The organism is Pseudomonas sp. GW821-FHT01D09, from assembly GCF_059422465.1.
Window position 1 is genome coordinate 102,340 of record NZ_JBWKWY010000008.1, and the last position, 25,070, is coordinate 127,409.

Annotated in this window: 26 protein-coding genes and 1 pseudogene; 11 read left to right on the forward strand and 16 right to left on the reverse strand. The window is 60.9% G+C overall.

Annotated features, from left to right (window positions below):
* Window positions 1-114 precede the first annotated feature (114 nt).
* Window positions 115-1,005 carry an ATP-binding protein gene (locus AC07W7_RS11070; protein ID WP_099169535.1) on the forward strand — a complete coding sequence of 297 codons (891 nt, stop codon included), beginning with the start codon at window positions 115-117 and terminating at the stop codon, window positions 1,003-1,005.
* On the forward strand, window positions 1,002-1,484 hold the full coding sequence (locus AC07W7_RS11075; RefSeq protein ID WP_099169536.1) for a GAF domain-containing protein: 483 nt from the start codon (window positions 1,002-1,004) through the stop codon (window positions 1,482-1,484). The genes AC07W7_RS11070 and AC07W7_RS11075 overlap by 4 nt, the downstream gene beginning before the upstream one ends.
* A gap of 80 nt (window positions 1,485-1,564) precedes the next feature.
* On the opposite strand, the gene AC07W7_RS11080 is transcribed toward AC07W7_RS11075, so the two are convergent.
* The 8 genes from AC07W7_RS11080 to AC07W7_RS11115 form a co-directional block, all read right to left on the reverse strand.
* Entirely contained in the window at window positions 1,565-5,191 is a 3,627-nt protein-coding gene (locus tag AC07W7_RS11080; RefSeq protein WP_495039314.1) for a transporter substrate-binding domain-containing protein, read from the reverse strand.
* Window positions 5,192-5,199: 8 nt separating this feature from the next.
* On the reverse strand, window positions 5,200-5,826 hold the full coding sequence (locus AC07W7_RS11085; RefSeq protein ID WP_099170486.1) for a response regulator transcription factor: 627 nt from the start codon (window positions 5,824-5,826) through the stop codon (window positions 5,200-5,202).
* 354 nt (window positions 5,827-6,180) lie between these two features.
* Complete coding sequence (locus AC07W7_RS11090; RefSeq protein WP_169898051.1) at window positions 6,181-6,582, reverse strand: response regulator; 402 nt, start codon at window positions 6,580-6,582, stop codon at window positions 6,181-6,183.
* A gap of 246 nt (window positions 6,583-6,828) precedes the next feature.
* Window positions 6,829-8,160 carry a deoxyguanosinetriphosphate triphosphohydrolase gene (locus tag AC07W7_RS11095; protein WP_169901518.1) on the reverse strand — a complete coding sequence of 444 codons (1,332 nt, stop codon included), beginning with the start codon at window positions 8,158-8,160 and terminating at the stop codon, window positions 6,829-6,831.
* A gap of 72 nt (window positions 8,161-8,232) precedes the next feature.
* Window positions 8,233-9,396, reverse strand: coding sequence for an EAL domain-containing protein (locus AC07W7_RS11100; protein WP_495039315.1), 1,164 nt, complete (start codon window positions 9,394-9,396; stop codon window positions 8,233-8,235).
* 109 nt (window positions 9,397-9,505) lie between these two features.
* On the reverse strand, window positions 9,506-9,847 hold the full coding sequence (locus AC07W7_RS11105; RefSeq protein ID WP_099170482.1) for a hypothetical protein: 342 nt from the start codon (window positions 9,845-9,847) through the stop codon (window positions 9,506-9,508).
* Window positions 9,844-10,230 (reverse strand): phage holin family protein, encoded by a 387-nt coding sequence (locus AC07W7_RS11110; protein ID WP_029298076.1) that lies wholly within the window; start codon window positions 10,228-10,230, stop codon window positions 9,844-9,846. Before AC07W7_RS11110 ends, AC07W7_RS11105 begins: the two co-directional genes overlap by 4 nt.
* A gap of 2 nt (window positions 10,231-10,232) precedes the next feature.
* Window positions 10,233-10,547 (reverse strand): ElaB/YgaM/YqjD family protein, encoded by a 315-nt coding sequence (locus AC07W7_RS11115; RefSeq protein ID WP_057439163.1) that lies wholly within the window; start codon window positions 10,545-10,547, stop codon window positions 10,233-10,235.
* 354 nt (window positions 10,548-10,901) lie between these two features.
* Between AC07W7_RS11115 and AC07W7_RS11120 the strand changes: the two genes are divergently transcribed.
* Window positions 10,902-12,110: an ammonium transporter gene (locus AC07W7_RS11120; protein WP_099170481.1), complete on the forward strand. Its 1,209-nt coding sequence runs from the start codon at window positions 10,902-10,904 to the stop codon at window positions 12,108-12,110.
* Here AC07W7_RS11120 and AC07W7_RS11125 read toward each other — a convergent pair.
* A complete protein-coding gene (locus tag AC07W7_RS11125; protein WP_099170489.1) occupies window positions 12,097-13,827 on the reverse strand; it encodes a cation:proton antiporter in 1,731 nt (576 codons plus the stop codon). The genes AC07W7_RS11120 and AC07W7_RS11125 overlap by 14 nt on opposite strands.
* A 154-nt stretch (window positions 13,828-13,981) precedes the next feature.
* On the opposite strand from AC07W7_RS11125, the gene AC07W7_RS11130 reads away from it, so the two are divergent.
* From AC07W7_RS11130 to AC07W7_RS11140, 3 genes are all read left to right on the forward strand, one after another.
* Entirely contained in the window at window positions 13,982-14,218 is a 237-nt protein-coding gene (locus tag AC07W7_RS11130) for a glutaredoxin family protein (RefSeq protein ID WP_099170480.1), read from the forward strand.
* 75 nt (window positions 14,219-14,293) lie between these two features.
* Window positions 14,294-14,629, forward strand: a complete 336-nt coding sequence (locus AC07W7_RS11135; protein ID WP_029298086.1) for a hypothetical protein — start codon at window positions 14,294-14,296, stop codon at window positions 14,627-14,629.
* 50 nt (window positions 14,630-14,679) lie between these two features.
* Window positions 14,680-15,570 (forward strand): pseudouridine synthase, encoded by an 891-nt coding sequence (locus AC07W7_RS11140; RefSeq protein WP_099170479.1) that lies wholly within the window; start codon window positions 14,680-14,682, stop codon window positions 15,568-15,570.
* A gap of 68 nt (window positions 15,571-15,638) precedes the next feature.
* Here the strand turns inward: AC07W7_RS11140 and AC07W7_RS11145 are convergent, their stop codons facing one another.
* On the reverse strand, window positions 15,639-15,860 hold the full coding sequence (locus tag AC07W7_RS11145) for a YgdI/YgdR family lipoprotein (protein WP_099170478.1): 222 nt from the start codon (window positions 15,858-15,860) through the stop codon (window positions 15,639-15,641).
* 81 nt (window positions 15,861-15,941) lie between these two features.
* Window positions 15,942-16,544 carry a molybdenum cofactor guanylyltransferase MobA gene (gene mobA / locus AC07W7_RS11150; protein WP_495039316.1) on the reverse strand — a complete coding sequence of 201 codons (603 nt, stop codon included), beginning with the start codon at window positions 16,542-16,544 and terminating at the stop codon, window positions 15,942-15,944.
* A 76-nt stretch (window positions 16,545-16,620) separates the two neighbouring features.
* On the opposite strand from mobA, the gene moaB reads away from it, so the two are divergent.
* From moaB to yegS, 3 genes and pseudogenes are all read left to right on the forward strand, one after another.
* Entirely contained in the window at window positions 16,621-17,160 is a 540-nt protein-coding gene (gene moaB / locus AC07W7_RS11155; RefSeq protein WP_099170476.1) for a molybdenum cofactor biosynthesis protein B, read from the forward strand.
* Entirely contained in the window at window positions 17,144-18,370 is a 1,227-nt protein-coding gene (locus tag AC07W7_RS11160) for a molybdopterin molybdotransferase MoeA (RefSeq protein ID WP_495039317.1), read from the forward strand. The genes moaB and AC07W7_RS11160 overlap by 17 nt, the downstream gene beginning before the upstream one ends.
* 88 nt (window positions 18,371-18,458) lie before the next feature.
* Window positions 18,459-19,383 (forward strand): annotated as a pseudogene (yegS, locus tag AC07W7_RS11165) (lipid kinase YegS); the annotation flags it as partial.
* On the opposite strand, the gene AC07W7_RS11170 reads toward yegS, so the two are convergent.
* The 3 genes from AC07W7_RS11170 to AC07W7_RS11180 form a co-directional block, all read right to left on the reverse strand.
* Window positions 19,345-20,004 carry a response regulator transcription factor gene (locus AC07W7_RS11170; RefSeq protein ID WP_099170473.1) on the reverse strand — a complete coding sequence of 220 codons (660 nt, stop codon included), beginning with the start codon at window positions 20,002-20,004 and terminating at the stop codon, window positions 19,345-19,347. The pseudogene yegS and the gene AC07W7_RS11170 sit on opposite strands and share 39 nt — an antisense overlap.
* Window positions 20,001-20,894 carry a sensor histidine kinase gene (locus AC07W7_RS11175; protein WP_099170472.1) on the reverse strand — a complete coding sequence of 298 codons (894 nt, stop codon included), beginning with the start codon at window positions 20,892-20,894 and terminating at the stop codon, window positions 20,001-20,003. The genes AC07W7_RS11170 and AC07W7_RS11175 overlap by 4 nt, the downstream gene beginning before the upstream one ends.
* Window positions 20,895-21,298: 404 nt before the next feature.
* Entirely contained in the window at window positions 21,299-21,748 is a 450-nt protein-coding gene (locus AC07W7_RS11180) for a hypothetical protein (protein WP_099170471.1), read from the reverse strand.
* A gap of 543 nt (window positions 21,749-22,291) precedes the next feature.
* On the opposite strand from AC07W7_RS11180, the gene AC07W7_RS11185 reads away from it, so the two are divergent.
* Together AC07W7_RS11185 and AC07W7_RS11190 are read left to right on the forward strand one after the other, a co-directional pair.
* The gene (locus AC07W7_RS11185; RefSeq protein WP_495039318.1) at window positions 22,292-23,227 is read left to right on the forward strand and encodes a chemotaxis protein CheV; all 936 of its coding nucleotides are present in this window, start codon (window positions 22,292-22,294) and stop codon (window positions 23,225-23,227) included.
* 88 nt (window positions 23,228-23,315) lie between these two features.
* On the forward strand, window positions 23,316-24,122 hold the full coding sequence (locus AC07W7_RS11190) for an MOSC domain-containing protein (RefSeq protein WP_495039319.1): 807 nt from the start codon (window positions 23,316-23,318) through the stop codon (window positions 24,120-24,122).
* A 63-nt stretch (window positions 24,123-24,185) separates the two neighbouring features.
* On the opposite strand, the gene ppnP is transcribed toward AC07W7_RS11190, so the two are convergent.
* Both ppnP and AC07W7_RS11200 read right to left on the reverse strand, forming a co-directional pair.
* Window positions 24,186-24,470, reverse strand: a complete 285-nt coding sequence (gene ppnP, locus AC07W7_RS11195; RefSeq protein ID WP_169865569.1) for a pyrimidine/purine nucleoside phosphorylase — start codon at window positions 24,468-24,470, stop codon at window positions 24,186-24,188.
* A 47-nt stretch (window positions 24,471-24,517) separates the two neighbouring features.
* The gene (locus AC07W7_RS11200; RefSeq protein WP_099170467.1) at window positions 24,518-25,060 is read right to left on the reverse strand and encodes a 3'-5' exonuclease; all 543 of its coding nucleotides are present in this window, start codon (window positions 25,058-25,060) and stop codon (window positions 24,518-24,520) included.
* Window positions 25,061-25,070 lie beyond the last annotated feature (10 nt).

Sequence of the window (25,070 nt, forward strand, 5' to 3'; positions counted from 1 at the left end):
TCCTCAGCGCCAGCCTTGCCCGGTATGAATCGTTTTTTCAGGTGCAGCCGTCTGGTGACTGCGTGAGGGTTGCCAATACGCCATTTTTTACAAGAACTTGCCACAGGAATAGTCATGGATTCTCGATTGAATGCCTTTCTGGAGCGGGCCGATGCCGTGCTTGCTCGTCTGGAACCGTTGTTGCCAGCGCCTCGCGTGGCTGTTGACTGGAACCACTGCCTGGCGGCCCGCTGGCAGCGCGAGGGGCGTAGCGGTTTTCTGCTGCCACTGGACGTCAGCCTGGATATGCGCCTGTCCGACCTGATTGGGGTCGACAAGCAGCGCGAACAGTTGGCGCGCAATACCCAGCAGTTTCTCGACGGCCTGCCCGCCAACCATGCGTTGCTCTGGGGCTCGCGTGGCACAGGCAAGTCGTCCATGGTCCGTGCGTTGCTGGCCCAGCATGCCAAGGCCGGTTTGCGCCTGATCGAAATCGAACGTGACCACCTGGCCGACCTGCCGCGTGTGGTCGAGCAACTGCTCAAGCTGCCGCAGCGTTTTATCCTGTTCTGCGACGACCTGTCGTTCGAGGCTGGCGAAGGCGATTACCGTGTGCTCAAGAGCGTACTGGACGGTTCGCTGGAGCAGGCCCCGGAAAACGTGCTGCTGTATGCCACGTCCAACCGTCGTCACCTGGTGCCGGAAAACCAGAGCGACAACGACAACTGGAAGCGCGTGGAGGGTGAGCTGCACCCCAGTGAAGCGGTGGAAGACAAGATTGCCTTGTCCGACCGTTTTGGCTTGTGGCTGTCGTTCTACCCGTTCACCCAGGAGCATTTCCTGGATGTGGTGGAGCACTGGATCGGCGAGCTGGCGAACAAGGCGGGTTTGCCGTGGCAGCGCGATGAAGCACTGGACATCCTGGCGGTGCGCTGGGCCACGGGCCGGGGCAATCGCAACGGGCGGTGCGCCTACCAATTCGCCCGCTACTGGGTGGGGCTTAAATTGCTGGAGCGTCAGCCATGATCGATTTGCAACAGGCGGGCAGCGGTCTCGATGGGTACGCCATGCTCTGTGCGCAACTGGAGTCGCTGCTGGCCGATGAACGCGACTTTATCGCCAACGCAGCGCAGTTTTCGGCATTCCTGTTCAACCAGCTCGATGACTTGAACTGGGCGGGCTTTTATCTCAACCGTGATGAAGAGCTGGTGCTGGGGCCTTTCCAGGGGCAGATCGCCTGTGTGCGGATTGCGTTTGGCCGAGGGGTGTGTGGTGCGGCGGCGGCTTCGCGGCAAACCCAGCGGGTGGACGATGTGCATGCGTTTGCCGGGCATATTGCTTGCGACAGTGCTTCCAATAGCGAGCTGGTAGTGCCCTTGATCAAGCAGGGGCGGTTGATTGGGGTGCTGGATCTGGACAGCCCGAGACTGGCGCGTTTCAGTGGCGAGGATCAACAGGGGATCGAGCGGCTGGCCGCGATTTTCTTGCGGTTGACTGACTGCTGAGGGCGCTGGTTTGCCGGCGATGGCTGGGGGGGCAGGTCCCCCCATGTCTTCGTTAACGACCATCGCCGGCCAGCCCGTTCCTACGATGGCGCGAGATTGTCCAACTGCTCCTGCAGCACTTGTTCTAGGTCGAACATGGCTTGTTCGATGGCCTTGACCCAAATGTCGAGTTGCCCCGGGTCGGCATCCTCCCCAGCCTGTTCCAACACCTCGCATCGTTCGGCCAGTGTGCACGCCTGGACGATCCTGGCGGCGCCCTTGATCTTGTGGGCCTGGTCGATCAGGTCCTGGTAAGCACCTTGTGCGAGCAAGGTCATGAGTTCCTCGCGATCACGCCGGCTACTGCTCAACAGTTCTTCCAACAGACGCTGGCTTAACAGCGGATCGCCACCGGTGAGGGCGTTCAGGCTATCGAGATCAAAGACCCGCGCTGGCGACAGCGGGGTGATCTCTCCCAGGTGGCGTTCCAGTGTTGTCAGGCTGATGGGCTTGAACAGGCAGTCATTCATGCCCGCATCCCGGCAGCGCTGCTTTTCTTCTGGCTGGGCATTGGCGGTGAAGCCCAGGATGATACAGGGCGTTTTGTTCTCCCGTTGCTCGTGCTCCCGGATCGAGCGGGCCAGTTCATAGCCGTTCATGACCGGCATATTGCAGTCGGCGATGATCAGGTCGAAGTGCTCCTGGCGCCAGGCCTGGAAGCCCGCCGCGCCATGTTGGACCGCAGTGAATCGATGCCCGAGGAAGCCCAGTTGCTGGCACATGAGCAGCCGGTTGGCGGGATGGTCGTCCACCACCAGCACATTCAGCAACGCCGCCGCATCCTGGGTCGCGGGCTTGAGCTCGATCAGTGGGTAGGCCGGTGGCAGGCTGGTCATCTGCAACGAGACAAACACCTGGGTGCCGACACTGGGCACGCTGCTCAGGGCCAGTTGCCCGCCCATCATCTCGCACAGGCTGCGACAGATCACCAGCCCCAGTCCGGCGCCGTTCCTGGCCAGGTGCCCGGAGTTGTCGGCCTGGGAAAAAGGCTCGAACAGGCGTTGCTGATCGTCCCGGCTGATACCGATACCGGTGTCCTCGACCACCAGCCTCATCTGGATCTGCTGTGGCTGGCTGGTGGCCTGGAGGTCTACCTTGATCTTCACCTCGCCCTGCTCGGTGAACTTGATGGCATTGCTCACCAGGTTGGACAAGACCTGTTTGAAGCGCAGGGGGTCGATCTGCACGTCACGTTCTTCGCCGCCGGGATTGAACTCCAGCAACAGGTTGAGATTCTTCTGGCGTGCCAGGCCATCGAACACCCGCACCACCGACTCGATCAGTTCCCGCAGGTTGACGCGCTCTGGCGCCAGGCTCAAGCGGCCGGATTCGATGCGCGCGATGTCGAGGATATCGCCAATCAACTCCAGCAAGTCCCTGGCCGAGTTGTAGGCCACTTCGATGGCCGGACGATCCAGATGCCCGTGGTCGGCCCGCTTGAGGGTCAGCTCCAGCATGCCGATCACCGCGTTCATGGGCGTGCGGATCTCATGGCTCATGGTCGCCAGGAACGTGCTTTTCGCGCGATTGGCCTCATCGGCGCGGTCCTTGGCGGCGCGCAGGTCATCGAACAATTGACGGCGTTCGCTGATGTCGATCCAGCCGCCGATGATGCCCTGGACCATACCCACGGAATCGCGGTACGGCAGGATCCAGTGATAGATCGTCAGGTGTTGCCCGCGAATATGCAGGGCGCGGTCAAGAATCAACGGCTTGCCCTCGGCCACCACCCGCAGATAGTCGGCATGGTACTGGTTGGCTTGCGTTTCGTTTTCCAGGCTGATCTGCATGACGCTCTTGCCGATGACCTCCTCGCGCTTGACGCCGAAGACCTGCAAGTAGCTGTCATTACAGGTCTGTAGCAAGCCATTGCGATCACGCACGTAGATCGGGTGAGGGGTTTCATTGACCAGGGCGCGCATGAATTCGTACTGGTCGCTCAGGGCCCGCTCCGCCATCTGCCGGTGCTTGATCTGCCGGCGCATGTAGCCGTTCCAGGCCAGTGAGGTGAGCAGCAGCAGCCCGGCGGCGCTGATGATCTGGATAATCAGGCGGTGGTAGTTGCGCCAGTAGCTATCGGAGGCGGCCGTGTAGCCACGCCAGCGGTTGTTGATGACCCCCAGTTCATCCGGTGCGATGCTGAGCAGGGCCTTGTCCAGGATGGAGGCCAGTTCGGTGGCGCTGCGTGACGTCGCCAGGGAAAAAGAGGCCAGTTGCGTGCCGATACTCGAGCTGATCTGCAATTGCCCCTGAAAAAAGTGGGAGGAGAGAAAGTAATTGGCGACCACCAACGAGTTGACGGCCCCCTCCACATGCCCCTGGGCCAGCATTTCCGAGGCCTTGAAGGTATCGCTGGCCTGCACCAGGATGATCTGTGGAAACGCCTGGCGCAGGTAGTCCACCAGGGGATTGCCTTCGGTGATCGCCAGTTTTTTCCCGGCCAGTTGTTCAAGGTTCGAGGGCGCTCCAGGCTCCTTGCGCGTCAGCAGGACATAGGAATTCTGCAGGTAGGGGCGGGTGAAATTGAGCTTGGTTTCGCGTTCGTGGCTTGGACTGATGGCGGCAATGATGTCGGCGCTGCCGTTTTCGACCTGCTCGATCATCTGGTTGACGCTACGGGTGTGCTGGAACACCAGGCGCAAGCCCGTACGTAGCCGGATCAACTCCAGCAGGTCGGCGGTCATGCCCCGCAACTGGCCATCTGAATCGACGAACGTCAGTGGCGCGAAGGTTTCGTTGATGACCACTTTCACCACCGGGTGGTCCTTGAGCCAGCGTTCTTCCCGTTGGGTCAACTGCAACTTGTGGTCGGTCAGCAGGATATCGCTGCCTGCACTCCAGCGTTGGGCGATGTTTTCCCGCTCATAGGTCCCGACCCCGGCGAGGACCGTATCGACGATGCCCAGCAGGATTGGCTGGTCGCGGTGTACGGCAAAGCTGAAGCCATACGCTTCGTGCTTGCCGAAATTGGCCATGCGGATGTTCTTCAGGTAGCCCTTGTTGATCATGTAATGGGTGGAAATGGTATCGCCGAGAAACACGTCGGCCTGGTCGAAGGCCACGGCGTTCAGCGCATTCAAATAGGACGGATGGACCTGGATGATCGCATTGGGGTACAGCGCCTCGACTTCCTTCAGCGGCAGGTAGTGGTAGACAAGGCTCAAGCGCATGCCCGCCAGCCCGTCATTGAGCGGGCGGGTTTCTGCGTCACGGGTGACCAGCACCGGCTGGTCGACCGCGTAGGGCGTTGACAGGACGATGTCGGCGTTGCTCGCTTCAAATCCGTTGGCGCTGCCCAGCAAATCGATTTCCCCGTCCTCCAGCGCCTGGATTGCCGCCTCCCGCGAGGGGTAGCGCATCACCGTGACGGGCAATGCCAGGGCTTTGGCCAGGATCCCCGCGTAATCGGCAGTAATACCTTCATAGTCATGACCGCTGGCGGTGATGTCGAAAGGCGGGTAGTCGGGTGTCGAGGTTCCCAACACCAGTTCGCGTTTGTTTTGTAGCCATTGGCGCTGCGTGGGGTTCAGTTGGGTGTCCAACTGAACGATACCGGCACGACTCAGCAGTGAGTAGCGTTCTGGAGCGGTTTGAGTGGCTGGCACGGCTGTACTCAAGCACAGCCCGGTACTCAAAATGATTAGATAGTCCTTTAAACGCCTTGGCATCCTGTTTCTCACACTAACGCGTTGCGTTTTGCCATCTCGATAAGTTCTACCAAGGACTTGGCCTTAAGTTTTTGCATCAGTCGTTTTTTATAAGTGCTGACAGTTTTGTTACTGAGAAACATACCTTTGGCAATTTCCTTATTTGTACGACCTTGTGCAAAAAGTTGTAAGACCATAAGTTCGCGATCATTGACTGACTTGAAAAGACTCAATTCTTCATTTTCGCAGGAGTCGGAACCTGTGGTATTCAAGGCCTGGCTTGGAAAATAGTTGTAACCTGAAAGTACAGCTCTGATGGCACTTAGCAGTTCACTCAGGTCACCTTCTTTGCAGACATAGCCATCGGCACCTGAACGCATGCAGCGTGTGGCAAAAAGTGTTGGAGACTGTGCCGTCAGGATCAGGGTTTTCATGGGCGTACTCATTGCGTTGAACCTGCAGAGAACCTCCAGTCCGTCGAGTTTTGGAATGCTGATGTCAAGTATGATGAGATCTGGAAGGCACTCGCGGACCATTTGTATTGCATCACAACCGTTATCTGTTTCACCGACTACTTTGTAACCTTCATGTTCCAGCAACATTCGGATTGCAAGTCGAATAACCGGGTGGTCGTCAATAATAAAAACTGTATTCATGAGCCAATTCCATACTAGTGCAAATAAGCGCGCACATTAGCTCAGAAGGTAGGGCAGGAGCATGAAGGGAAGGCTGAGTAGATATAAAACAGGAAAATTCCTACGACTAAAAAGGTATTGGACTACAATGCATTGAGGCTTTATTGACCGAGATGTAAGCGTTTTTTGGGTGAAAGGTTTAAAAGTTGCGTAGTGTTATTTGCGAGTTGGATGAGGGTGATATTTCATTTGCAGGCGCGTTTAATGTCCTACGTTTAAAGTTGAAAAGTTACCAGGGCAATCAACAGTGCCCTGGTGCAGTGAGGCGCTTCAGGTTTATCAGGCGGTTTCGGCTCATGTGCAAGGTCGTACTCTTTAATCGTGGGCAAGCCCTGATTGGTTGATCAACTCGATCCAGGCTTCCTTATTCAAGGGCTTAGCCAAATATCCAAGCAGGCGCAAGTCGCGTTGTATTGCCAGGGTTTTCAGATGTTCCAGTTCGAGGGCGGGCAACCCACTTAGCAATACAGCACTTTTGATAAAGCCTGCATGGCTGGCGATCTCCACCAGCTCCAGCCCGGTGAGGTCAGGCAGGCATTGATCGCATAACATGAGATCGAAGGGGGCTTCGTTTGTTCTCATCAACTTGATCGCCTGCTCGGCATTCTCGGCAGGTGTCAGTTGGTTGAAGCCGAAACTCTTGAGCAGGCACTGAATGGCCAGGAGTTGGAAAGGGTGATCTTCCACCAGCAGGATGCGCAATTGTCGTTCGGGCATAGGAAGTTCCGTGGAAGTAGCTGCAGCCGGAAAAATGCCAGCCAGTGCCGGTGTCTGTTTGCCCTGTGAGCCAGGCGCTGGCTATCGTGGGTTTGGGTGAATGTAGGAGCTGATCGCTGGGGTGGATAAGAGAGGGGTGATTATTCATCGGGTGTTGGGGCGAATTCGATCAGGCTGCTCTGGTGCCCGCGTAGGTCGATTCTTTGAGGCAAGCGTCCAGGCAGGAAAACCTGCCTGGACCATGGGTCACTGAGGGTGTGAACGCCCGGTCATTTCCCGGGCCATCTCGCTGGCGTAGCTGTCGGTCATGCCGGCGATGAAGTCGATCATACGCAGGAACGAGCGATGCAGCGGCCAATCGGGATGGGGGGCGCTGTTGCCCAGCAGATCCAGGACGCGACGGTTCTTGAAGGAGGGGGTACGCCCGCCATGTTGCTCCAGGGCCGCGCCGCAGAAGGTGTTCAGGAGGATCTCCAGGGTGGTGTAGGCGCCGATCTCATGCAGGGTTTTGCGCTTGTCCTGGAAGATTTTCTTGCGCGCCATGTCTTTGGCATTCAGTACACAACGCTTGGCCGGGCCATGCATATGTTCCACCAGGTCACCTTGCAGGGTCCCGGCCAGCAGCGCCGGCTGTTGCTCGACGAACGCCCGTGCGGCGGCGTTGGTCAGGTGCTCGATGGCCTTGCCCCGCAGGATCGCGAGTTTGCGTCGCCTGGAGTCCTGGGGCCCCAGTTGCCGGTAGGTTTCCGGCAAGTCATCGCCGACCAGGTTCAACAGCAGGGACTCGACCTCGGCGTACTCCAGCAAGTCCATTTCCAGGCCATCTTCCAGATCGATCAGGGCGTAGCAGATATCGTCGGCCGCCTCCATCAGGTAGACCAGTGGGTGGCGCGCCCAGCGTTGTTCCTCAAGTTGTGGCAGGCCGAGTTTGTGGGCGATCTGTTCAAGGATCGGCAGCTCGCTCTGGTAGCAGCCGAACTTGTGTTTTTTGTAGCCCAGGGAGTCGGCGTGGCGCGCGGTCCAGGGGTACTTCAGGTAAGTGCCCAGGGTGGCGTAGGTCAGGCGGGTGCCACCGTCAAACTGGTGGTATTCCAGTTGTGTCAGCACGCGAAACCCTTGCGCGTTGCCTTCAAAGTTGAGGAAGTCATTGCGCTCGGCGCTGCTCATATCATCCAGCCAGCCACGGCCGGCTGCCTGTTGGAACCAGTGGCGGATCGCATCTTCGCCGGAGTGGCCAAACGGGGGGTTGCCGATGTCGTGGGCCAGGCAGGCCGATTGCACCACCATGCCCAGGTCGCTGGGGTCGCACCAGTCGGGCAGGGCGCTGCGAATGGTCTCGCCGACGCGCATCCCCAGGGAGCGTCCCACGCAACTGACTTCCAGCGAGTGGGTCAGCCGGGTATGGATATGGTCGTTGCTGGTCACCGGATGGACCTGGGTCTTGCGGCCCAGGCGGCGAAAGGCCCCGGAGAAGATGATCCGGTCATGGTCTTTGTGAAACGGGCTGCGGCCCAGCTCTTGCGGGCTGTGCAGGGATTTTCCAAGGCGTTCGCGGGTAAGCAGGGTAGGCCAATCCAAGGCGGGGGCGCTCCGTGGGATGAATGTCGGCCTCCAGCTTCCCGGTTCGGCGTGCCGGGAGCAAGCGAAAAACTATAGGCCGGCGGCGTCAAGATCGATTAACAGCAAGCGCTGGCCGTTATCGAAGAATTGTCCTGCCGTCAGGCAGTATTGATTGGTCGTGGCATCGCGGTAGGTGTTGGAGAGAATCAGACGGCGCTCTTCCCAGCCTTCGGCCAGCAGATGATAGAAGTAAGGGCGCCATGACCAGTTGTGGCCCAGGTAGCGGCTGTCAGCGTGCCAGGCATCCTGGCGCCATTCAAAGTTGGGGGTCAGTTGGGTGCCATGGCGATCGCACTGATAGAACCGCAGTAACCGGGGAAAGCCCGGCAGCTGTGGCAATTGCGTAAGCGGTGCGTGGGCCTGCGCCCAGCCTTGCAGGATCTGCATCAGCTCGATCAGTGGCTGGCGCAGCAGCATAATCCGCCCATGCTCTGCCAGTTTCTGCTGGACATAGGCTTGGCGCAGTACGGCGAAACGCGGGACAAAGGCGTCGCTGGCAAACCAGTCCAGTTGCGCCTGGGCAAACAGGTAGCCCTGGACATAACGCGCGCCACATTCAAGGGCAAAGCGCAGTTGCGCTTCGGTTTCCACGCCTTCGGCAATGATCCAGCACCCGGTTTTTTCCGCCATTTGCGCCAGGGCGCGTACCACCTCGCCGCTCGGGCCACCCAGGGCTGCGGCCTGGAACAGGCGCATATCCAGCTTGAGGATATCCGGGCGCAGGGCCAGGACCCGATCCAGCTGCGAGTACCCGGCACCAAAGTCATCAATGGCAATCCGTGCCCCCGCCTCGCGGTAGCGGGCGACGACCTCGGCCAGGCGCTGGCTGTTGCCGCCCAGTTCGGTGATCTCAAACACGATGCGTTTTGGATCGACGCCATGGGCCTGCAACTGTTTCAGGCTGGGTAGCGGTTGCCCCGGTCGTAGCAGGGTGATCCAGCGCGGCGAGATATTGAGGCTCAGGAACCAGTCTTCAGGCGCTTCATGCAGGCGGCTTAGGGCATTGTCGCGCAGCGTGCGGTCGAGGCGGCGTAGCGCCGGGGTGGGCGTGCGCGTATCGGCGAACAATGGGCCCACCGAAAGCAATTGCCCATCTGCCTGGAGCAGGCGGCCCAGTGCTTCGACTCCGGCAATGCGGCCGGTGGCGGTGTCGATAAAGGGTTGGAAACAGGCGAGCGGTTGCCCGTCAATCACAGAGCCTCCTTAGGGTACATCGCATAGGAAATAGTCGACATAAAAAAGGCCCGGCTCCTCTAGGGAAGGAGCCGGGCCTGATCCGTTTGCAAGAATGCAGCCAGTTGCGTCAGGACTTGCGGGTGGCACCCTGCATGGCGAGCTTGATCAACGGGATCAGGCCCGCACCGAGTCGCACCAGGCGGGTCATGGTGCCGATGCCGCCGCCCTTGGCGCCTTTGCCGGTGAAAAATCCCAGCAGGGTCACTGCGGCGACGCCCCACAGCGGCGCATGCTTGAGCCCGAACCCGTCCTGCCAGCTTTGGCCCATGTTGCGCACCTTTTGCAAGGGCAGCAGCAGTTGCTGGGATTCGTGGCGAATTTCCTGGCGATGCATTTCCATGCGCAGGCGGATCAAGGCCTTGCGCATTTCCCGCCGGGAGTTGGTTTGCGGCAGTTCAGTCAGGCTCATGGCAGCAGGCGCTCCCGGTCGTTGGCCAGCTCTTCGAGGGTGGCGTGGAAAGGCGTGGACTCATCGAACACCGCGGCCTTCAAGCGTAACCCGCAGAACGCTGCGGCCAGCACGTAAAACACGCAGAGGCTGATGATCCCGGTCAGGCGATAGGTATCCCAGACCAGGATCATGACCAGTGCCGATAGCCCCACCAGCAGCAATAGGGCGAACACCAGCGCCAGCCCGGCAAACAGCAGCAGGCTGACGGTGCGTGCCTTCTGTTCCTGCAACTCGATGCCGAACAGTTCGACATGGCTATGCAGCAAGCCCAGGACAGCCGCGCCGAGGCGCCGCGATGTGGAGCTTGGGCCCGAGGACGAGCCGGTTTCGCCGATAGACATGATTAGCGCCTTGTAGCCAGCAGGCCGATCAGAAAGCCCACGCCGGCAGCGATGCCAACGGATTGCCAAGGATTGGCCTGTACATAGTCTTCGGTCGCGGTGACCGCCGCCTTGCCGCGTTCGCGCAGGGAGTCTTCGGTCAACTTCAGGGTTTCCCGGGCCTGCAACAGGCTGTCGTGGATCTTCGAGCGCAGTTCATCAGCCTGGTCACCGGCCAGAATCGCGGTGTCGTCCAGCAGCTTTTCGGTATCGCTGACCAGGGTCTGGAAATCTTCCATCAGTATTTCTTGAGCAGTCTTTGCTGATTTTCTGGCCATGGTTATCTCCGTGAGTGGCTGTCTGGTGCTTTTACAGGGTTTTGCTTGAGAGTCACCGGCATTGGTGAAGGTTCACTGCAATTGTCTGGTACAGCTTTTGCTTTGCCTTGGTGCGCCAGCCGCAAGGCTTGCGCGCAATGTGGGCGGTTTTCGCCAAAGCCTTGGAAAACCTTACCCTAAATCCCTGAAACCCGTGGAAAAACCCGCAAGTCACTGCCTTCTGCAACGGTCGTCGCGCCAAAGCGGTTCATACCCTCTGAAGAAGGGTGGAACGCGCGGTGCCAATTTAGTGCGCGATCGTTGGGCGATGAACTGCTTTGGTGCTTTTCCTGAACTGTAGGCCTGCCAATCCCCATGGAAAATGTGCAAAGCGCGGTGGACACCCTGGTCCACAGCTCCAATACGCTGTTTATTCTGATCGGCGCGGTGATGGTCCTGGCGATGCATGCCGGCTTCGCGTTTCTGGAAGTCGGTACGGTGCGGCAAAAGAACCAGGTCAACGCATTGTCGAAAATCCTCAGTGATTTTGCGGTCTCGACCCTGGCCTATTTCTTTATAGGCTATTGGATCTCCTATGGGGTCAGCTTTATGCAGCCGGCCGCAGTGCTCAGTGCCGACCACGGTTATGGCCTGGTGAAGTTCTTTTTCCTGCTGACCTTCGCGGCAGCCATCCCGGCGATCATCTCCGGGGGCATTGCCGAGCGGGCTCGCTTTGCTCCACAACTGTGCGCCACGGCGTTGATCGTGGCGTTTATCTACCCGTTTTTCGAGGGCATGGTGTGGAATGGCAACTTCGGTCTGCAAGCCTGGTTGTTGGCGACCTTTGGTGCGACGTTCCATGACTTTGCCGGCTCTGTGGTGGTGCACGCCATGGGGGGCTGGCTGGCATTGGCGGCGGTGTTGCTGCTGGGGCCGCGCCAGGGTCGCTATCGCGATGGGCGGCTGGTGGCGTTCGCGCCGTCGAGCATTCCGTTCTTGGCGCTGGGTTCGTGGATATTGATCGTCGGCTGGTTCGGTTTCAACGTGATGAGTGCGCAGACCCTGCCCGGGGTGAGCGGGCTGGTGGCGGTCAACTCGTTGATGGCCATGGTGGGCGGCACCGTGGCGGCGCTGGTGATTGGGCGTAATGACCCAGGCTTCTTGCATAACGGCCCGTTGGCCGGGCTGGTGGCGATCTGTGCGGGTTCCGACTTGATGCATCCTGTTGGCGCGCTGGTCACCGGGGTGGTGGCCGGTGGCTTGTTCGTGTGGTGCTTTATTGCCGCCCAGGCGCGTTGGAAGATCGATGATGTGCTGGGTGTCTGGCCCCTGCATGGCTTGTGCGGGGTGTGGGGCGGGATTGCCTGCGGGATCTTCGGCCAGGCCGCCCTGGGTGGGCTGGGCGGCGTGAGCCTGATCAGCCAGTTGATCGGCACCGCCCTGGGAGTGGTGGTGGCCCTGGCGGGCGGGTTGCTGGTGTACGGCGTGCTCAAGCGCCTCTGCGGCCTGCGCTTGAGCCAGGAACAGGAGTACTACGGCGCGGACTTGTCGATCCATAAGATTGGTGCAGTCAGTCAGGATTGATCGGGGCTGCACGGTTGTCGTCGGTATGCTGGTAGAAACCGTGGAGCAAGCGGTAGCGGTTGCGCCGTACCTCGTCGACGCGGTCGCGCACCTGCTGGTCGGGCAGGCCCAGCATGATCATTGCGTGCGAGGCGAGCATCAGGCTCGACTCCAGTAGTTCGGGCACCACCTCGCTGGCCCCGGCGGCCTTCAGTTCAGTCAACTGGCTGTCGTCGCGGGTGCGCACCAGGATCGGCACTTTATGGTTGATCCGCCGTGCTTCCTTGAGCACCACCAGGGCCACATCGCTATTGTCCACGGCAATCACCACCAGGCGTGCGCGCTCCAGGCCGACCGCGCTGAGCAGGGCGCCACGCCGACAATCGCCATAATGCACGCTGCTGTCCTCGGTGGCGGCTTCCTGCACCCGTTCAGGGTCATCGTCCAGGGCAATGAACGCCTGTTGTTCACGGCGCAGGAAGCGCCCGATGGATTGCCCGACCCGGCCATAACCGCAGATCAGCACATGCCCGCGCAGTTCGGCGTTGAGCGCGGTGATTGCCTCCAGCTGCACTTGCTGGTTGGGCTTGCGATGCAGGCGCAGTGCAATAGCGGGGGCGGCGCGCAGCAGCAGGGGCGTCAGCAGCATGGAGCAGAACGTCGCCGCCAGCAGCAGGCTGCTGATTTCGCCTGGCAGCATGTTGCTCAATTGCATCTGCGCCATCAGCGCAAAGCAGAACTCACCGCCCTGGGCCAGGGCCAGGCCACTGCGCCAGGCGGTTTCGCTGTCGCTGCCGCGCAGCTTGACCAGTGCGGCGACAATGCAGCCCTTGATCAGCATCAGCGCCAGGGTCAGGCCAAGGATCTGCAGGCTGTGGCTGATAAACAGCTGCAAGTCGATCAACATGCCGATGCTGACAAAAAACAGCCCCAGCAGGATGTCGCGAAACGGGCGGATATCCGCTTCGATCTGGTGCCGGTAATGACTTTCGCCCAGCAGCATGCCCGCCAGGAATGCGCCGAGGGCTGGCGACAGGCCCAGCAGGTGCGTGAGCCAGGCCGTGAGCAACACGATCACCAGGGCCAGCAGCACGAACAGTTCCGCCGAATGCGAGGCGGCCACTTCGTGAAACAGGCGCGGCAGCAGCCAGCGACTGGCAAGCAGCAGGCCGAGGAACAACACCACGGTCTTGCCCAGGGTCAGGGGCAGCGCCCAGTACCAGGCTTGCTCGCTGCTACCGGCGAACACCGGCACCAGGGTCAGCAACAGCACTGCGACCACGTCCTGGAACAACAGCACGCCAATCGCGTTCTGCCCATGGCTGCTGAAGATCTCCCCCAGGCTGGTCAACTCCTTGCTCACAATGGCGGTGGATGACAGGGCCAGCCCGGCCCCCAGCAGCAACGCGGCCACCGGCGACATGCCCATCAACAGCAGCAAGGCGCCCAGCACGATGGCGCAGCACAGCACCTGCAGGCTGCCGAGGCCAAACACCACCCGGCGCAGGCTGAGCATCTTGGACAGGGAGAACTCCAGGCCCAGGGAAAACAGCAGGAACACCACCCCCAGTTCGGCGAGGTCGGGCAGGTCTTCGCTGTCATTGACCCAGTCCAGGGCCGTTGGCCCGACGGCCAGGCCCACGCACAGGTAGCCGAGCACCGGCGGCAGTTGCAGCCGGCGGAACAGCGCAATGACGACCAGGGATGAGGCAAGAATGATCAGCAGGTTGGCAAACACAGACATCTCCGTCGGGGTGTTGCAGGAAAAAAGCCGCGAGAATCGCTGAATCAGTTATAGGCCATGCTGATCTGGATCAGGTCTTTGGCATGACTCGACGAGGTTTTTCCCGCGGCCTAGAATGGTGACCTGTTTCTTATCGGGTCTGTACGCCATGCTTCCTGAATGCCAGTTGTTCGGCACCCTGGGCTGCCATCTGTGTGAGTTTGCCGAAGCGCAAATCATGCCGTTGGTCGAACACGGGCTGATGGTCGAGTTGGTGGATATCGCCGATTCGCAAGCGCTGTTCGACGCCTATGGCCTAAGCATTCCGGTACTGCGCCGGGTGGATACCGGGGCGGAACTGGGCTGGCCGTTCGACACGGAACAGGTCGTTGCCTTTCTAATCTAGCGCCAACCCATGGCAGGTTGCTGATTATTCGGTTACTGTATGTTTGTACAGCGATTTGAGTGAGAGGGAACGCCCGTGGTGAATGTCGAACAACTGAAAAGCAGCGTCAACCGCATGTCCGTCGATATCGTGCGCGATGCGGTGAATGAGCTGCGCCTCGATGGCCTGGTCACGGAAGGCAAGACGCCGTTCAACAAAGTGCATTTCAACACCTGCTTTGCCGAAATCGAAGCGTTGTTCCAGCGCGCCGGTTATCACAAGCAACTGGACGTGGTGGGCTATCAGGGCCTGTTGTATGCGTTGTACGACCCTGGCCGCTGGGAGGCGGTGGATGTACTGCGCTGGCTCAAGGAGTTCACCGAGGCGGCCAGTGCCTCGCCGGTACTGCGGGCCGAATTGGTCAGGGCTTGAGATTCTGGGGGATAATGCCCCCTTAGTCTTTCCAGGCCTTGAGTGTACGCATGTCCGATACCGGTTTTTCCGCTGCCCAGAACCAAGCCAGTACCTTGTACCTGCCGCCTGGCCCCTGGGTGACGGTGCTCGATTGCCTGTGCGGGCACTTTCGCGCCATCGGCCGCGCGCAGTGGCTGGACCGCATCGCCCGTGGCCGGGTGCTGGATGGCAATGGCCAGCCCATTGCCGTGGACCTGGCCTACAAGGAAGGTTTGCGCATCCACTACTTTCGCGAAGTGCCGGATGAAAAGCCGATCCCGGTGCAGGAGAGCATCCTGTACGCCGACGAGCATCTGGTGGTGGCCGACAAGCCGCACTTCCTGCCAGTGACGCCTGCCGGCGAGTATGTCGAGCAGACGCTGTTGCGCCGTCTGATCCGCCGCCTGGATAACCCGTCGCTGGTGCCGCTGCATCGCATTGATCGCCATACTGCCGGGCTGGTGCTGTTCTCGGCCAACCCGCAAAGCCGTTCGGCGTATCAGCAACTGTTCCCCACCCGCCAGATCGATAAAATCTACGAGGCCATTGCCCCGGCCTTGCCCGCGCTGACCTTCCCGCGGGTGCACAAGAGCCGCCTGGTGGATGGCGAACCGTTCTTCCGCATGCAGGAGGGGCCCGGGGCGAGCAACACGGAAACGGCGGTGCAGGTGCGCGAGAAAAACGGTGACCTGTGGCGCTATGGCCTGTTTCCGGTGACGGGCAAGAAGCATCAACTGCGTGTGCATATGACGGCGCTGGGCGCGAGCATCTGCAATGACCCGTTTTATCCCCAGGTTATCAAGGATGCTGTGGACGACTACGCCAACCCGCTCAAGTTGCTGGCCCAGGGCGTACGTTTTGTCGACCCGGTGACCGGCGAACAGCGCAGCTTCAACAGCAGGATCGTGCTGGATTGGTGATATTTCCCACGCGCCAGATGCAACAAAGCCCGCTCAAAAGCGGGCTTTGTCGTAGCAGGCGTTAAGACTTACAGGTCTTTGACGGTGCGAACCTGATCCTTGTTGATGCGGGTGTGCTTGCCATCCAGTTGTTCGAATTCGTAGAAGCCCGAATCCTGATCGAATTTAGGGGTGTCGACAGCCTGGATTTCGCGACCGTCATTCAGGGTGATCACTGTTGGCGAGGCGCAACCGGCGAGGGTAGCAAGGCCCAGTGCAAGCATGAGAGCGGCGATGGTCCGTTGAGTCATGAGTCTTCTCCGAGAGTGTTGCTGTATTGAGTTCTGACCTTGTGACGTGTGCAACGTCGGCAAAGTTCCTTGTTCTGGCGCTCATTCTGACACGCCGGGGCGTGGGTGCAACAACTCTGGTGTATTGAGGTTGGCCAGGCGCGGGTCGTTCTCGGCGCAATCGAGCGCCCGGGCCCCCAGTTTCAGGAGGATCTGCCGTGGGCTGCGCTCTGCCGCCAGCCAGGCGTTTTCCACGTCGCCGCGCAGGCGCGTCGGTATGACGCAGAGCAAAGGCTCCCAGAACGCGCCGTGGCGGATCATCACCGGCACCTGTGGGTGTTGTCGGGCGGTTTCGAGCAGGTCTGCCAGCAACTGCCCGTCGATGCGTGGCACATCACAGGGCAATACCAATAAGTGTTCATGACGTGCGGCAGCCAGCCCGGCGCGGATACCGGCCAGGGGCCCCGGGAAGTCCAGGCTGTCGTCGCTGACCAACCGGTCGCCGTAGGGGGCGTACTGCGCCTGGTTGCGGTTGCAGGAGATGATCAGGTCGTCGGTCAGGGGCCGCACCCACTGATGCAGGTGGGCAATCAGCGGTTGCCCGTGCCAGTCGAGCAGGCCCTTGTCCAGCCCGCCCATGCGCTGGCCGCGACCGCCGGCCAGCAACAGGACCGAGCAGGGCAGGGGCGAAGAATTGAATGGCATGACGGCTCCGCAGCGGCAGTGAAATAGGGGGCTGTGATATAACATCGGGCTGTTCCTTCGACAACCGGACCGAGCCATGAAAGCCCAGGCTGATACGCCTTTCGTACCTCTTAACATTGCTGTCTTGACCGTCAGCGATACCCGCACCCTGGAAACCGACACCTCCGGGCAGGTCTTTGTTGAGCGCCTGCTCGCGGCCGGCCATCGCCTGGCTGAACGGGTATTGCTCAAGGATGATCTCTACAAAATCCGTGCGCAAGTCGCGCACTGGATCGCCGAGGACGTGGTGCAAGTGGTGCTGATTACCGGCGGTACCGGCTTCACGGGCCGCGACAGCACCCCCGAGGCGGTCAGTTGCTTGCTGGACAAGCAGGTGGATGGGTTTGGCGAGCTGTTCCGGCAGATTTCGGTGGCCGATATCGGCACCTCCACCGTGCAGTCCCGCGCCCTGGCCGGCCTGGCCAATGGCACCCTGGTGTGCTGCCTGCCGGGTTCCACCAACGCGGTGCGCACTGGCTGGGACGGGATTCTCGCCGAACAGCTGGATGCCCGCCATCGCCCGTGCAATTTCGTGCCGCACCTCAAGCTGGCCGAACCGTGTGAATCCCGTGGGTAAGCCGGGCCAGACCGGCGCCTTGATGCCGCTAGAGCAAGCCCTGGAACGCCTGTTGAACATGGCCGAGGCCGCGCCGATCCGTGAGCAGGAACACCTGCCATTGGCCGCGTGCGACGGGCGCGTGCTGGCCGAGGCGCTGGTGTCCACCCTCGACCTGCCGCCCTGGCCCAACAGCGCCATGGACGGCTATGCCTTGCGCACTGCCGATTGGGCGGGCGAGCCGCTGCTGGTGAGCCAGCGCATCTTCGCCGGCCAGGCCCCCGAGCCCTTGGCGGCGGGGACGTGTGCGCGGATCTTCACCGGCGCCCCGGTGCCGGCAGGCGCCGACTGCGTGGAAATGCAGGAAAACGCCGAGGTGCAGCCCGATCAGCGCGTCAGCTTTACCCAGGCACTGCGCGCAGGGCAAAACATCCGGCCCAAGGGCCAGGAGACGACGGTCGGCGAAGAAGTCCTGGCCACCGGTACACGGCTTGGCCCGATAGAACTGGGCCTGGCGGCGTCCCTGGGGCGCGACCGCCTGGCGGTGGTGCGCCGCGTGCGCGTGGCGGTGCTGTCGACCGGCGACGAGTTGATCGAGCCGGGCCTGCCACTGGGGCCGGGGCAGATCTACAACAGCAACCGGCGGGTGCTGTGCAGCTGGTTGCAACGCCTGGGCTGCGAGGTGATTGACGCCGGTATCTTGCCCGATGACCTGGAGCTGACCCGTACCCGTTTGGGCGCCCTGGGCTCGGTGGACCTGATTCTGTCCACCGGTGGGGTCTCGGTGGGGGAGGCGGACTTCCTGGGTATCGCATTACGCGAAGAGGGCGAGCTGGCCTTGTGGAAGCTGGCGATCAAGCCTGGCAAACCGCTGACATTCGGCCATTTCCGTGGCGTGCCGGTGATCGGTCTGCCGGGGAATCCGGCGTCGACCCTGGTCACGTTCGCCCTGTTGGCGCGCCCGTACCTGCTGCGCCGCCAGGGTGTCGAAGCGGTGCAGCCGTTGCGTTTCGAGGTGCCGGTGGGGTTCGTCTGGGCCAAGCCGGGCAACCGTCGCGAATACCTGCGCGCGCGCCTGGAGCAAGGGCGGGCGGTGATCTACCAGAACCAGAGTTCCGGGGTCTTGCGCAGTGCCGCCTGGGCCGAGGGCTTGGTGGAAGTACTGGAGGGCACCACCTTGGCCATGGGGGACCGGGTGAATTTCATTCCTTTGAGCGAAGTGCTGGGCTGAAGAATTAATTTACAGCCCAATGGCTTTTTTCCGACTGCCGAAGGTCAACATCCCTCAGGTCCCCTCCAACGATAGGAGCTTCACCCCCATGAGCAAACCCAAGGCACTGTTGATTCTGCACGGCAAGCAAGCCCTCAATGAAGACGTGCGGGCAGCAGTGCAAGGCAAGCGCGAGCAGGGGTGGGAGCTGGCGGTGCGCGTCACCTGGGAGGGCGGTGATGCCCAACGCCTGGTGGGTGAAGCCCTGGAGGCCGGCTACACACGGCTGATTGCGGGCGGTGGCGATGGCACCTTGCGCGATGTGGCCGAGGCCATGGCTCGGGCGAAAACTGACGCCAGCCTGGTGCTGATGCCCCTGGGCACTGCCAATGACTTCGCCCGTGCGGCCGGGGTGCCGCTGGAGCCGCGCCTGGCCCTGGAGCTGCTGGACGTGGCACCGCGCGCCATCGACCTGGGGGAGGTGGGCGGGCAGGTGTTTCTCAATATGGCCACCGGCGGTTTTGGCAGCCAGGTCACGGCCAACACCTCCGAGGACCTGAAAAAGGTGCTGGGCGGCGCGGCCTATCTGTTTACCGGCCTGTCGCGCTTCAGCGAACTGCGGGCGGCCTATGGGGAGCTGGTGGGGCCGGACTTTCATTGGCGCGGCGAGTTGCTGGCCCTGGGGATCGGCAACGGTCGCCAGGCCGGTGGCGGGCATGAGCTGTGCCCAGGCGCCCTGGCCGATGATGGCCTGCTGGATATCAGCATCCTGCCGGCGCCCCAGGAAGTGGTGGGCACCTTGCGCAGCCTGATGACGGACGGCTGGGGCCTGGACAACCTGTTTGTGCGCGCACGCCTGCCATGGGTAGAAATCAAGGTGGCCGAAGGGTTGGATATCAACCTCGATGGCGAGCCGCTCAAGGGCACCGACCTGCGCTTTTGCACCTTGCCCAAGGCCTTGCAGGTGCATTTGCCGGTGGGTTCGCCGTTGCTGGCTAATCGTCCAGGCTGATGATCTGCTCGCGCACGGCAAACAGCACCAGGCCGGCCACATCGAAAATCTGCAGGCGCTTCATGATCTGCGAGCGGTGGGCTTCCACGGTCTTGATGCTCAGGCCCAGGCCATGGGCGATTTCCCGGGTGGACTTGCCGCGCACGATCAGGCGCAGGATTTCCAACTGGCGTGCCGTCAGGTTGTGGCGCTGTACGGGGGCTTCCGGGTGGGACTGGCTGTGGATCAAGGCCTGGTTGATCACCGTGTGGGCAATGGCCGGGCTCAGGTAGCGCTCGTTATTGCGCAGCGCCAGCAGCGCATGTTCCAGCTCATTGGCGGTGGTGTCCTTGAGCAGGTAGCCATGGGCACCGGCCTCCAGGGCACGCATGATCAACTGCGGGTCGGTGTGCATCGACAGGATCAGCACTTTGCTCTTGGGGTAGGCGTGCTTGAGTTGCTGCAAGGCATCCAGGCCACTGGTGTGCTTCATCGACAAGTCCAGCAGGACGATATCGGGTTGCAAGGCATCGAACTGGGCGAGCACTTGCGCGCCGTCGTTGGCTTCGCCAATCACCGCATAGCCGGGAATATCCAGGATCAGCGCGCGCACACCAGCGCGGATCAGGGCGTGGTCATCTACCAGGAGTAAATTGCAGGTCACTCTAGAGCCTTAGGGGGACTGGCCCGTTCGAGGGTGCGCGGCGCCCAGGGAAACAGCGCTTCGATCTGCGTGCCACAGCCGGGTTGGCTATTGACCGCCAGCATGCCGCCCAGTTGATCAATGCGCTCGGACATGCCCGCCATGCCCCGTTGCCCGGCCCGGCCGGGGTCGGTGGCGGGCGAGAAGCCCTGGCCGTCATCGCTGATAAACAGCGACAGCCCCTGGGGCAAGCGTTGCAGGCGCACCAGCAGGTTGCGCGCCTGGGCATGGCGCAGCATGTTGGTCACGGCCTCCTGGGTGATACGAAAGGCCGCCACGGCCATCTCTTCTGGAATCCCGGTCAGGCGTTGCTGGCATTCCAGGCTCCAATGTACCGGGGTGTTTTCCAGGGTCTTGAGCAGATGCGCGCGCAGGCTCGCCTCCAGGCCCAGGCTGGCCAGTTGCCGAGGGTTGAGAATGGCTGACACGTCCCGCACCTTGGCCAGGGTTTCGTTGAGGGTATTGCACAGTACGTTGCATTGTTCCTGCAGTTCCGGCGGCAGGCGGCGGCGCAGCCAGTCGCTTTGCAGCTTGGCGGCGGTCAGCAGTTGGCCGATATCGTCGTGCAGCTCGCGGCTGAGGCGGTGGCGCTCGTTTTCCTGGACTTGCAGCAGGCGGTCGGCCAGTTCCTGGGGCTGGAACTTGATCGATTTACGCGAGCGCCAACGCTGCAGGCCAACGGCGACCAGGGTGGCAAGGTTGAGCAGCAGCAGGACTATCGGCAGTGGCGCTTGGTGCGCATAGACCCACAGGCTGACCAGCGTCGCACACAGGCATAGGCCAAGGGTGATCCAGCGGGTACTGCCTTGGGATCCGAACCGGGCGATGAGTGAGATGGGGCTGGTGTACATAGCAGATGGAGCCGATGGGTGTTCGCTGCGGGTAGACCGGTCACGACCGCTGACCGGGCTCTGTTTGGAAAGCGCTCTGGGGGCATGGCCTCCCTTCGGCACCGGGTCTGCACGGTAGTGACTCTGATGTTGATTCGAGGTGTGTTTCACGTTTTCTTGCATCATGACGTTCAGCCACTTCGAGCGTGGTCATAGTACCATCAACCATTACCGCTGGTCGCCTGGCGTTGTACTTGGCGACAGTCATGGGCCCCGGCGCTGCCATGGCCAGTTCTACGGGCGGCTAGTTGTATGATTGATCTTGTCTTGTATCGCTGTTGCCGATAATGGCCTATTGATAGTTGTGTGCTCAAACACCCTTTCAAACAGTGAAGCCGGCGCGTCTACCTATGGAAAAGGCCGGCTCAGGAGGCGTGTGGTGCGGCCTGGCGATAGGTGTAGTCGACGCTTTTTTGTGGGATCAACTGGGCAGCCGTCTCGATCAGCGCCACTTGCTCAGTCTCATCCAGGCTGAGTTTGCCGGTCTTGATATCAATCAGTTCCAGTTGCCAGGCCATCAGTGTCAGGCAGTCATGCAAGGCCGAGAGTGCCTGGTCGTGCAGTTGCACCGGGCTTTGGGCGTTGTTGATCAGGTCCTGCAGGCGCCGGGAAAAATCACCGATAGCCCCCAGCGACATGGCATCGGCCTTTTCGGCGAGTTTCCTCAGGCTGTTTTTCATGCAATCGATGGCATCGTTGTCGTTGCGGATCAAATGCAGGTGACTCAAGCATTCCTCAGACTTGGCCAGCAGCATTTCGGCCTCCAGGAGGAACTCGGGAAGTGCGTCTTGCCACTCTTTACCGTCGTTCATCATGAAAGTCTCCACAACATACGGTCAGATATTGAGATGCAGCACTGGAGCAATGGCTTCAAGCTAGCGCCGAAATATGACCGAAATCTGTAGTTCATTTCTGAATTTTGAGTAGTACTTTTATTTGAGTGATCAGCGTCGCGACGGCTGGTGCTGCAAACAACCAGTGGCATTCGCATGACTTCGATTACCAAGGCGTTAATGCCTGGAAGGCCCCTGGACCGGGGGCTTGCGATAGCAAACAAAAGCCTGACTCCATTCATGCAATGAGAATGGCGTCACATTAATGGCTATTGGATATTGCGAATATCAGGTTGGGCCTGATTGTGACTAGGGGAATCCCTTACATGGCGGAACCTTGTGACCGTTTGAGGGTCTCGCGGCATTGCTTGACTGCCAGACGATAAGGTGATGGCAGTAAAGCATGATGTCAGTGTGACATCAATGCATTTACGTGGCATTTTACCGAGGGTCAAGCTCTGGCACTGGCTGCCGATAACCTTTTTAGTAAGCAGTCAATCTTTCAGCACACCCCAGGAGTCTTTAATGGCTGGCATTCTCGACACGGTAGATCAACGCACACAATTGGTGGGTGAGAATCGCCTGGAGATCCTCATGTTCCGCCTGGCCGGTCGTCAGTTGTTCGCGATCAACGTGTTCAAGGTGCAGGAAGTCCTGCAGTTGCCCAAGCTGACCCTGATGCCCCAGCGTCACCCGTTTGTCTGCGGCGTGGTCAACCTGCGTGGCCAGACCTTGCCGGTGATCGACCTGTCCCAGGCCATCGGCATGCGTCCGCTGGTGCCGGGGCCCAACAGCACCATTATCGTTACCGAGTACAACCGTTCGGTGCAGGCCTTCCTGGTAGGCGGTGTCGATCGCATCGTCAACATGAACTGGGAGTCGATCCTGCCCCCGCCCGCGAGCGCCGGCCGCCAACACTACCTCACGGCCATCAGCAAGGTGGACGAGCAACTGGTAGAGATCATCGACGTGGAAAAAGTCCTCGCCGAGATCGTGCCCTACAACGCCAAGGTCTCCCGGGAAAAACTCGATGACCCGGTACTCGAACGTGCCCGCGGCCGCGAAGTGCTGTTGGTGGATGACTCCAATGTGGCCTTGTCGCAACTGCGCGACACCCTGGGTCAACTGGGGGTGAAGATGCATATCGCCAGCGATGGCCTCAAGGCCTTGAACATGCTCAAGGCCTGGGCGGACAGCGGCCAGGTCATGACCGACAAGTTGCTGATGATCTTCACCGACGCCGAAATGCCCGAGATGGACGGCTACCGCCTGACCACCGAGATCCGCAACGACCCGCGCCTGCGCAGCCTCTATGTGGTGCTGCACACCTCGTTGTCCGGCAGCTTCAACGAATCGATGGTCAAGAAGGTCGGTTGTGACAACTTCCTCTCCAAGTTCCAGCCCGACAAACTGGTTGACGTGGTACGCGAGCGCCTGATGCTGGATGAGCCTTCCATCTGACCCCCAGCGGCCGTAAGGCGTGGGGATATTTTGATTCTCTCGACGGCCTCGTATAGGGTGACGCTTTTGCTCACAGGAACCCTGGCTCATGCTTCGTCTCAGCGCGTTGTATCGGTACCCCTTGAAGTCCGGCAAGGCACAACCCTTGTCGCAGATTGGCCTGGATAAACTGGGGCTGGACGGGGACCGTCGATGGATGCTGGTGGACGAGGCCAGTGGGCGTTTCCTGACCCAGCGTGCGGTGGCGCAGATGAGCCAGTTGTCGGCCCTCTGGAATGACGCCGGGGGCTTGACCTTGAGCAGCGCAGGTCAGCCCAGCCTGGACGTGGCATTGCCCGGTGCGGATGCCGAGTTGCGTGGCGTGACCATCTGGCGCGACACCCTGCGGGTTCCCGATGCCGGCGATGAAGCCGCGCGTTGGGTCAGCGAGTTTATCGGCAAACCGACCCGCCTGGTGCAGGTGCCCCTGGAGCGCGCCCGCACCACGGCCGCCGGCTACGGCAAGGATGATGACCAGGTTGCGTTCGCCGACGGTTTCCCACTGTTGCTGATTGGCCAGGCGTCCCTGGACGACCTGTCGCAGCGCATCGGCCGGCCCATGGAAATGCTGCGCTTTCGTCCCAACCTGGTGATCGAAGGCAGCGAGGCCTTTGCCGAAGATGGCTGGAAGCGCCTGCGCATTGGTGAGGTGGAGTTTCGGGTGGTCAAGTCCTGCTCCCGGTGCATCCTCACCACCATCGACCCGGCAACCGGTGAGCGCAACGCCGACCGCCAGCCCCTGGCGACCCTGGAAACCTACCGCAAGCAGCCCGATGGCGTGATGTTCGGCCAGAACCTGGTCAATGACGGGATAGGCCACCTGGAAGTCGGCATGCCGGTGACCATCCTCGAATAAACCGGCCCCATGAAAAATGCCCGTCTCACAGGAGACGGGCATTTTTTTGCGTGTGGGAAAGGCTTAGCCGCGGTATTCGCACAGGTAGGCAGTGTTCACGGCCACCTTGAGCTGGAACTTGCTGTCGGCCGGCACATTGAACTGGCTGCCGGCGGCGAAGGTTTCCCAGCTGTCGCTGCCGGGTAGCTTGACGGTCAGCGCGCCCGAGACCACGTGCATGATTTCACGCTGGGCCGTGCCGAATTCGTATTCACCCGGGGCCATCACGCCGACGGTCGCCGGGCCTTCAGGGGTGCCGAAAGCGATCGACTTGACGGTGCCGTCGAAGTACTCATTGACTTTGAACATGGGGGAATCCTCGAAAAAGGGGCAAGAAAGGCCGGCCAGTATGCCTTCTACACGGGCAAAATCAACGGCAGCAAACGCGCCGTATTGCGCGCATCTTCCAGGGCCCGGTGTTGCTGGCCGTTGAACTGCATGCCCGCTAGTTGCAACGCGCCATTGAGCCCCAGCGGCTTGTCCAGGCGCCGGGCCTTGGCGAAGCGTTGCTTGAGGTTCACATGGGGCGTCTGGCCCAGCACGCTGGTCAAGCCATGGCGCTGCCACTCCAGTTCCAGTTGCTGCCGATCATAGTCGCCCCAGCTGGCCCAGCCTTCCAGGCGCGGGTGATGCTGGCCGAGCCAGCGCTCGAACAGCGGCCAGACCTCGGTCAAGGGCGCCGCGCTGTCGATATTGGCCTGGCTGATGTGCGTCAGCTGGCGGCAGAACGGCGTCAACAACGGGCGCCGCAAGGGCCGCACGAAGCGCTGGAAGTGGTCCAGTTCGCGGCCTTGGCGGTTGACCAGGCTGACGCCGATTTCGATGATTTCCATCTCCGACACGGGCCAGCCGCCGTCATCCGTTGTGGCTTCAAGATCAATAATCAGCCAATGAGGCATCGCAGGTTCC